8 protein-coding genes are annotated in these 6000 nt (G+C 40.3%); 4 read left to right on the top strand and 4 right to left on the bottom strand.

What is annotated here, in order from left to right; all coding sequences use genetic code 11:
- Positions 1 to 246: 246 nt before the first annotated feature.
- Positions 247 to 810 carry an FMN-dependent NADH-azoreductase gene (locus ACEO2X_RS04380; RefSeq protein WP_179997061.1) on the top strand — a complete coding sequence of 188 codons (564 nt, stop codon included), beginning with the start codon at positions 247 to 249 and terminating at the stop codon, positions 808 to 810.
- Between the two features lie 107 nt (positions 811 to 917).
- On the opposite strand, the gene ACEO2X_RS04375 is transcribed toward ACEO2X_RS04380, so the two are convergent.
- Positions 918 to 1829 carry an alpha/beta hydrolase gene (locus tag ACEO2X_RS04375; RefSeq protein WP_004974206.1) on the bottom strand — a complete coding sequence of 304 codons (912 nt, stop codon included), beginning with the start codon at positions 1827 to 1829 and terminating at the stop codon, positions 918 to 920.
- A gap of 154 nt (positions 1830 to 1983) precedes the next feature.
- Here ACEO2X_RS04375 and ACEO2X_RS04370 point away from each other — a divergent pair, with 154 nt between their 5' ends.
- The gene (locus ACEO2X_RS04370) at positions 1984 to 2421 is read left to right on the top strand and encodes a DUF2147 domain-containing protein (protein WP_004974208.1); all 438 of its coding nucleotides are present in this window, start codon (positions 1984 to 1986) and stop codon (positions 2419 to 2421) included.
- A gap of 95 nt (positions 2422 to 2516) precedes the next feature.
- On the opposite strand, the gene ACEO2X_RS04365 is transcribed toward ACEO2X_RS04370, so the two are convergent.
- A complete protein-coding gene (locus tag ACEO2X_RS04365) occupies positions 2517 to 2864 on the bottom strand; it encodes a Spx/MgsR family RNA polymerase-binding regulatory protein (protein WP_026438350.1) in 348 nt (115 codons plus the stop codon).
- Positions 2865 to 3409: 545 nt separating this feature from the next.
- Complete coding sequence (locus ACEO2X_RS04360; RefSeq protein ID WP_179988755.1) at positions 3410 to 4228, bottom strand: exodeoxyribonuclease III; 819 nt, start codon at positions 4226 to 4228, stop codon at positions 3410 to 3412.
- 39 nt (positions 4229 to 4267) lie between these two features.
- Here ACEO2X_RS04360 and pyrE point away from each other — a divergent pair, with 39 nt between their 5' ends.
- Together pyrE and ACEO2X_RS04350 are read left to right on the top strand one after the other, a co-directional pair.
- Positions 4268 to 4918, top strand: a complete 651-nt coding sequence (pyrE, locus tag ACEO2X_RS04355) for an orotate phosphoribosyltransferase (RefSeq protein ID WP_096901637.1) — start codon at positions 4268 to 4270, stop codon at positions 4916 to 4918.
- Positions 4919 to 5133: 215 nt separating this feature from the next.
- Positions 5134 to 5640, top strand: a complete 507-nt coding sequence (locus ACEO2X_RS04350; protein ID WP_096901639.1) for a hypothetical protein — start codon at positions 5134 to 5136, stop codon at positions 5638 to 5640.
- Positions 5641 to 5752: 112 nt separating this feature from the next.
- Here ACEO2X_RS04350 and ACEO2X_RS04345 read toward each other — a convergent pair whose 3' ends face one another.
- Complete coding sequence (locus ACEO2X_RS04345) at positions 5753 to 5968, bottom strand: DUF3565 domain-containing protein (RefSeq protein ID WP_096901642.1); 216 nt, start codon at positions 5966 to 5968, stop codon at positions 5753 to 5755.
- Positions 5969 to 6000: the final 32 nt, after the last annotated feature.

Genomic DNA, 6000 nt, shown 5'->3' with positions numbered 1-6000 from the left:
GCCATGCAGGCTTGGGTGCAGGCAGCTTTACAAGAACCGATGTGGGTTAATTATTTAGAGCCTTATCAAAAGCAAGCAAAATGACTTGGAAAAAGCAGGATTCGGAAAAATACTGCGGAAGTTTTCGTGCGGTAAAGGTCTTTTGTTCCAAAAATAAAACATAGTGTCTTAGTTTTTCTAATTATTTTATTTACGCTGCACGATTAAAATAGCGTTATTAAATGAATACAAGATTGGAACATCCCCATGAAAATTTTACACATCGACTCGAGTATTTTAGGTGAAAACTCAGTTTCACGTCAGTTGAGCCAAGCGATTGTGAAACAATTGACTGCAAAAAATAGTAATGCACAGGTCGATTATTTAGATTTGGCACAACAGCCGATTCCGCACTTAACTGCCGAAATTTTAATGGGACAAGATGCAGAACAAGCGGCTTTAGGTGAAAAAATCATCCAGCAATATATTGATGCCGATGTCGTGGTGGTGGGTGCAGCCATGTATAACTTTGGTTTGACTTCAACCTTAAAAGCATGGATTGACCGCATTAGCGTGGCGGGAAGAACCTTTAAATATACCGAGCAAGGGCCTGTAGGTTTGGCGGGTGAGAAAAAAGCCTATATCGCCAGCAGCCGTGGCGGTGTGTATGGTGATAATAGCCCTGCTGATTTTCAGGAAGATTTCTTGAAAACCATCTTCAACTTTACAGGGGTGAATGATGTAGAAATTATTCGCGCTGAAGGGGTGAGTATGTCGGAATTTAAAGACCAAGCTGTTGCCAATGCGATGCAAAAAATTCAGGCGATTTAACCCACTATTTCAATAAAAAAAGCTCAGTGCCTTGAGGGTGCTGAGCTTTTTTTATATAGATGGATCGGCTAAAAGGGTTGGTTAGCAAAGCCTTGTTATGGTTGAACTTAGCTCTGATCTTGCCGATGTGCAAACTCTGCTAAATCTGCCAATGCACGTTTGGCTTCTTCAAACCACGGTGAAAACATTTGAAAATTGTGCCACATACCCGTGTAGAGTTTGTAATGCACTTCTACGCCTGCCTGTTCGGCTTTTTCTTTAAAACGTGTTGCATCATCCAGCAAAATTTCTTTAGAGCCAATTTGTACTAAAACTGGTGGTAATTCATGTAAATCATCAAACAATGGCGAAATTTGCGGGTCTGCCCGATCAAGTTCAGGCGGTACATAGTAATCAATGCCTGTTTCCAGCGTTTCAATTGACAGCAGGGCATCATGCTTGCTGTTATAACGCAAGGATTCACTGGTGAGGGTTAAATCTAAAAATGGTGACAGCAGCATTAAGCCACTCACTTGCGGCAATTGCTCATCACGTATTTTTAAAGCTAGCGCCAACGCTAAATTTGCACCGCAAGAATCTCCTGACAAAATAATATCTTTGGCGTGTATACCTTGCGCCAACAGACTTTGATAGACATCAAACACGGCTTCCAAAGCATGTGGAAAAGGATGCTCAGGTGCAAGCGGATAATCGACATGAATCACTTGCATTTGGGTGCGTGCCGCAACTTGACTCAAAAATGCTCGATGGGTATTTAACGAACCCAGAAAAAAAGCCCCGCCATGAATATGAAAAATGAGCTGTGTTGCAGCATTCTGTGGTTTTAATTCTTCGGCATGCAGACCTGCTAAACGCAGCGCGCGTACCTGCACCGACTTTTGCATGGGAAATAAACGGCACATTTGTTCTAGTGCAAAACGTACAGAATTGGGGGGTAAATTAAATTGGCTTGGTTTGCGAATGGTGGTTTTTAAAAACTGCTCTGTAATAATTTGTTTCCACATGGGGTTAATCTTCATGATTTTTCCATCTTGTTCTTTATTTGATCGGATATTTGTGTATTTACCAACATAATTTACAAGGGTACACTAAACGGTCACATTCAAAAATTGCAAATTTGTTGTGACTTTTTAATAATAAAGTTGTCTGATAGTAGACCAGGGAAACAAAACAATGAAAAAAATTGCACTTGCATTCGGGCTGTTAGGTTTAAGCGCTTTGGCCAATGCTGCAGATCCGCTTAACGGCACAGTTTGGAAAACAATTGACGACAAAACCAAACAACCCAAAGCCACGGTAAGATTTACTGAGCAAAAAAATGGAACTTTAACCGCAAGCATTCAGTCAATTTTAACGCCTGGTGAAGAAAATGCCTGTACAAAATGTGAAGGTCCGTATCACAACAAATCACTCAAAGGTTTGACCATTGTTCGCGGTCTGAAAAATACAGGCGGCACGAGCTACGATGGTGGTTCAATTCTTGACCCGCAAACAGGTAAAACCTACAAGCTAAAAGGTAAACTTGCCGATGGTGGTAAGAAACTGGAATTGCGTGGTTTCATTGGTGTAGCGGCATTGGGTCGTAACCAAACATGGATTCGTGCGAACTAAGCATGTATTCCACCTGTGCAGTTGAAATCATATTGCACAGGATATAAAAAAACCTGCTCCATGTGAGCAGGTTTTTTATTGGTATTTTTTTAAACTTAACCTAAAGCACGATAAGCCGCTTCATCAAAACCCGCAATAAAGCCTGATTCAGTTTTTAAGACAGGACGTTTAATTAAACTGGTGTGAGTGCAAAGTGCTTCAATTAAGTTGGCTTCACTGGCCAAAGCAGCTTGCTGTTCTGCTTCGCTGAGTTTGCGCCAAGTGGTGCCTTTTTTATTCAGTACTACATCTTGCCCAAGCGCATCTAACCAACTTTTGACAGTGTCGGCATCGATCCCTTGTTTTTTATAATCGTGAAACTCATAACTTAGCCCCAATTCATTGAGTAAATCGAAGGCTTTTTTCATTGAATTGCAGTTCTTAATCCCATAAATTTTTAACATATTTTTTTCACGTTAATATCATCAAACTGGCTATAGCCTAGCCCAAAACAGCGCTAAGTGCTAGAAACTTGCAGTGAACAATGATTGGCTGTTTAAATGGTATGTGTCATCAATACGTCATACCGATGTCACCAAATTGACACTTGATCGCTCTAAAATGGGACGCATAAACAGAAAAAAATGAAAAACTTGATAAGAACAGACTCTAGTGAAAATAAAAAATACAGTGAAGAACAACAGTAACAGCGCAAAACAGAAAATAAGATGATAAAAAGAGAAAACCCGCATTTAATCATCCTGATTATGCGGGTCTCATTTTAACGTCCATTGTTACATCCTTGAAACTAACCAAAACCAGTTAGTTTATTTTCCATCCTTCGGCTTCCAATCCTTTTGTGTCATCCTGACTGTCCCTTTGCCGTTATGCAATAATGCGCTGAATCGACTTGAAGATAAATACACAAAGTCGACAGATTATGTGCGAATTGAACCTCAGTTGAGTGAACAATTGTTCACTCATATAGGCTGTGAAATTTGTGTGAATATTAGATCTTATAATCAATAATCACAGGGGCATGGTCACTAAACCATTCGTCTTTATACACCCAAGCATTGACAGTGCGTGCTTTCCAGTCGGGTGAGCAAGCATGATAATCAATCCGCCAACCAACGTTCTTGGCACGGGCTTGCCCGCGATTTGACCACCAAGAATACAGCTCCGCTTCATGGCGCACTTCACGGAAGGTATCAACATAGCCCAAATCATTGTAAATATGATCTAACCATGCACGTTCATGCGGCAAACAACCTGAAGACTTTTGGTTGCCCGACCAGTTTTTAATATCAATGCGCTTATGCACGATGTTGTAATCGCCACAGACAATGATCGATTTATTGTCTTCACGCCACTGTTTTAGAATTTTTTGATACTCTTCTAAAAAGTGATCTTTCCGCATTTGGGCTTCTTCACCTGAAGAGCCAGAAGGCAAATACAGTGAACAGATGTAAATTGGGTGATCCAGTCCTACATCAAATTCAGCACTGATAAAGCGACCCTGAGAATCGGCCAATTCAAAGCCTAAACCATTTTGCACAGAAACAAACGGCAAACGGCTATAAATAGCTGTCCCTGCGTAGCCTGCGCGTTCTGCAGGGAAAAGATGCGTGTGCCAGCCTTCTGGCTTAAATTTATCGGTCCATTGGGCGTGTGTGATGCGGCTTTCCTGCATGCAAATCACGTCTGCTTCAGACTTTTCCAACCATTCGAGTAAGCCTTTGCTTACCGATGAACGCAACCCATTGACGTTAATTGAAACCACTCGAAGAATTTTTTGATCACTCGGATAGCTACTCTTTGGTATCATGCTCAGGTCTTACCTCAATGTATTAATTTGGAGCACCTCATGACATCGCCAGCTCAATTTAACCCGCAAGCTTTTATCGAACTCGCCTTATCACGTGGTGTGCTTAAATTTGGTGAGTTTACTTTAAAATCGGGTCGTGTGAGTCCTTATTTTTTTAACGCAGGTTTGTTGAATGATGGCGAAGCTTTATCGCTATTGGCTTCGGGCTATGCAGATCAACTCATGCAATGCAAAAATGTAGATGTTATTTTCGGGCCTGCCTATAAAGGTATTCCATTTGTGGCAGCTACAGCAGTGGCTTTATCACAAAATCATGGCGTAAGTGTGCCGTGGGGGTTTAACCGTAAAGAAGCCAAAGATCATGGCGAAGGCGGTGTGTTGGTGGGTGCTGCGGTTGAGGGCAAAAAAGTTTGGATTATTGATGATGTGATTACTGCGGGTACGGCTATTCGTGAAGTGGTGACTATTTTGAAAAATGCAGGCGCACAAATTGCGGGCGTATTGGTGGCTTTAGACCGTCAAGAAAAAGGTCAGGGCGATTTGTCTGCTATTCAGGAAGTGCAAAAAGAGTTGGAAATTCCTGTGCATGCTTTAATTACCATGAAAGATTTAATGAATTATTTGGATGCTAAAGGTGAAAAAGATGCCTTGGCGAAAATGGAAGCGTACCGTGTGAAGTATGGGATTTAAGTCTTATCAATTCTCTTTAATGATAATATTGAGCGTTGATTAATAATTTAGCGCGGAACGTAACAAGTTTATAAAAAGCCCAGATCTGTAGGTTTGGGCTTTTTTTGTATGCAGTGGACTGAATTATGTGGAATAATTTTCGTGATGTGTTAAAGGTGTATGATGTCGATTTTAGAATAGCTTATTCTTAAAAATATTATGAGCGATGTCTTTCAATGAAAAATAAAGAATATATTAATCAGTATTTAGATAATACTTGTGATCTTGTCATTCAACACCTTAAAAATATAATGGTATTTCAAGCTAATATTCAAAAGTCTTGGGGATATCACTCCAGATTTATAGAGAGATTAGTTCATCCAGAAGATGAATTAATTTTTAAGGGATACTCTAATCCTGTTTTTCAAAATTTACCTGTGGGCTCTATTCCTGCAAGAAAAGAACACATCGTACCTATGTCTTATCTTTTCAATGGTTTATGGGGTTTAATAAAAACCGATCAATTATCAAATCAAGAATTATCAACGATTCTCAAACGAAATTTAGGCATAGCTTATATTACTCATGACGAGCAAAAAAAATTAGATTCCAAGACATGTGGCTTAAAAAACAAAATGCCTGATGGATGGTGTTTAAAAACAGGGGATCCATTAGATCGTTTAAAAGCTGCTGATATTGAACTTGTAGATGAGTTTGGGGCGCCCATACTATCTTTAATTTGACGGTGTCAGCACAATTATCATCTAAGAAAATATACTTAAATTTTCGATTTAACATAATCGTGGTCGTTATACGAAAGCCCCGCTTCATGGGTCGTTTGATTATCTTTTTAACCTAAAATCTCTTATCCAAAACCCACTCCAATTCCTCCTCACACTTCTTACACTCCAGCATCACCCCCAACTTTTCCTTGCGCCCTTGCTCTGTGATTACCCACGGGCGGTTTTGCCACGGTGGATTATGCCGCACATGCTGCCCATGACCGCAGGCCAAATCTGCGACCCAATCATTTTCTTCATCTAAATGAAAACCAATAATCGCTTGTTGCATCGCATACTCCTAAGTGCATGATGATCGTGGAT

Origin of the sequence: Acinetobacter sp. AL9, assembly GCF_041464035.1 — a bacterium.
GTDB classification, from domain to species: Bacteria; Pseudomonadota; Gammaproteobacteria; order Pseudomonadales; family Moraxellaceae; genus Acinetobacter; species Acinetobacter towneri.
The sequence above is the reverse complement of the archived record's forward strand: the minus strand, read 5'-3'. Positions and strand labels throughout refer to the sequence as shown.

Excerpts from the sequence above, each read along its gene's own strand:
- ACEO2X_RS04380 (WP_179997061.1), top strand. The coding sequence starts at position 247 with ATGAAAATTTTACACATCGACTCGAGTATTTTAGGTGAAAACTCAGTT.
- ACEO2X_RS04375 (WP_004974206.1), bottom strand. The coding sequence starts at position 1,829 with ATGAAGATTAACCCCATGTGGAAACAAATTATTACAGAGCAGTTTTTA.
- ACEO2X_RS04370 (WP_004974208.1), top strand. The coding sequence starts at position 1,984 with ATGAAAAAAATTGCACTTGCATTCGGGCTGTTAGGTTTAAGCGCTTTG.
- ACEO2X_RS04365 (WP_026438350.1), bottom strand. The coding sequence starts at position 2,864 with ATGTTAAAAATTTATGGGATTAAGAACTGCAATTCAATGAAAAAAGCC.
- ACEO2X_RS04360 (WP_179988755.1), bottom strand. The coding sequence starts at position 4,228 with ATGATACCAAAGAGTAGCTATCCGAGTGATCAAAAAATTCTTCGAGTG.
- pyrE (WP_096901637.1), top strand. The coding sequence starts at position 4,268 with ATGACATCGCCAGCTCAATTTAACCCGCAAGCTTTTATCGAACTCGCC.
- ACEO2X_RS04350 (WP_096901639.1), top strand. The coding sequence starts at position 5,134 with ATGAAAAATAAAGAATATATTAATCAGTATTTAGATAATACTTGTGAT.
- ACEO2X_RS04345 (WP_096901642.1), bottom strand. The coding sequence starts at position 5,968 with ATGCAACAAGCGATTATTGGTTTTCATTTAGATGAAGAAAATGATTGG.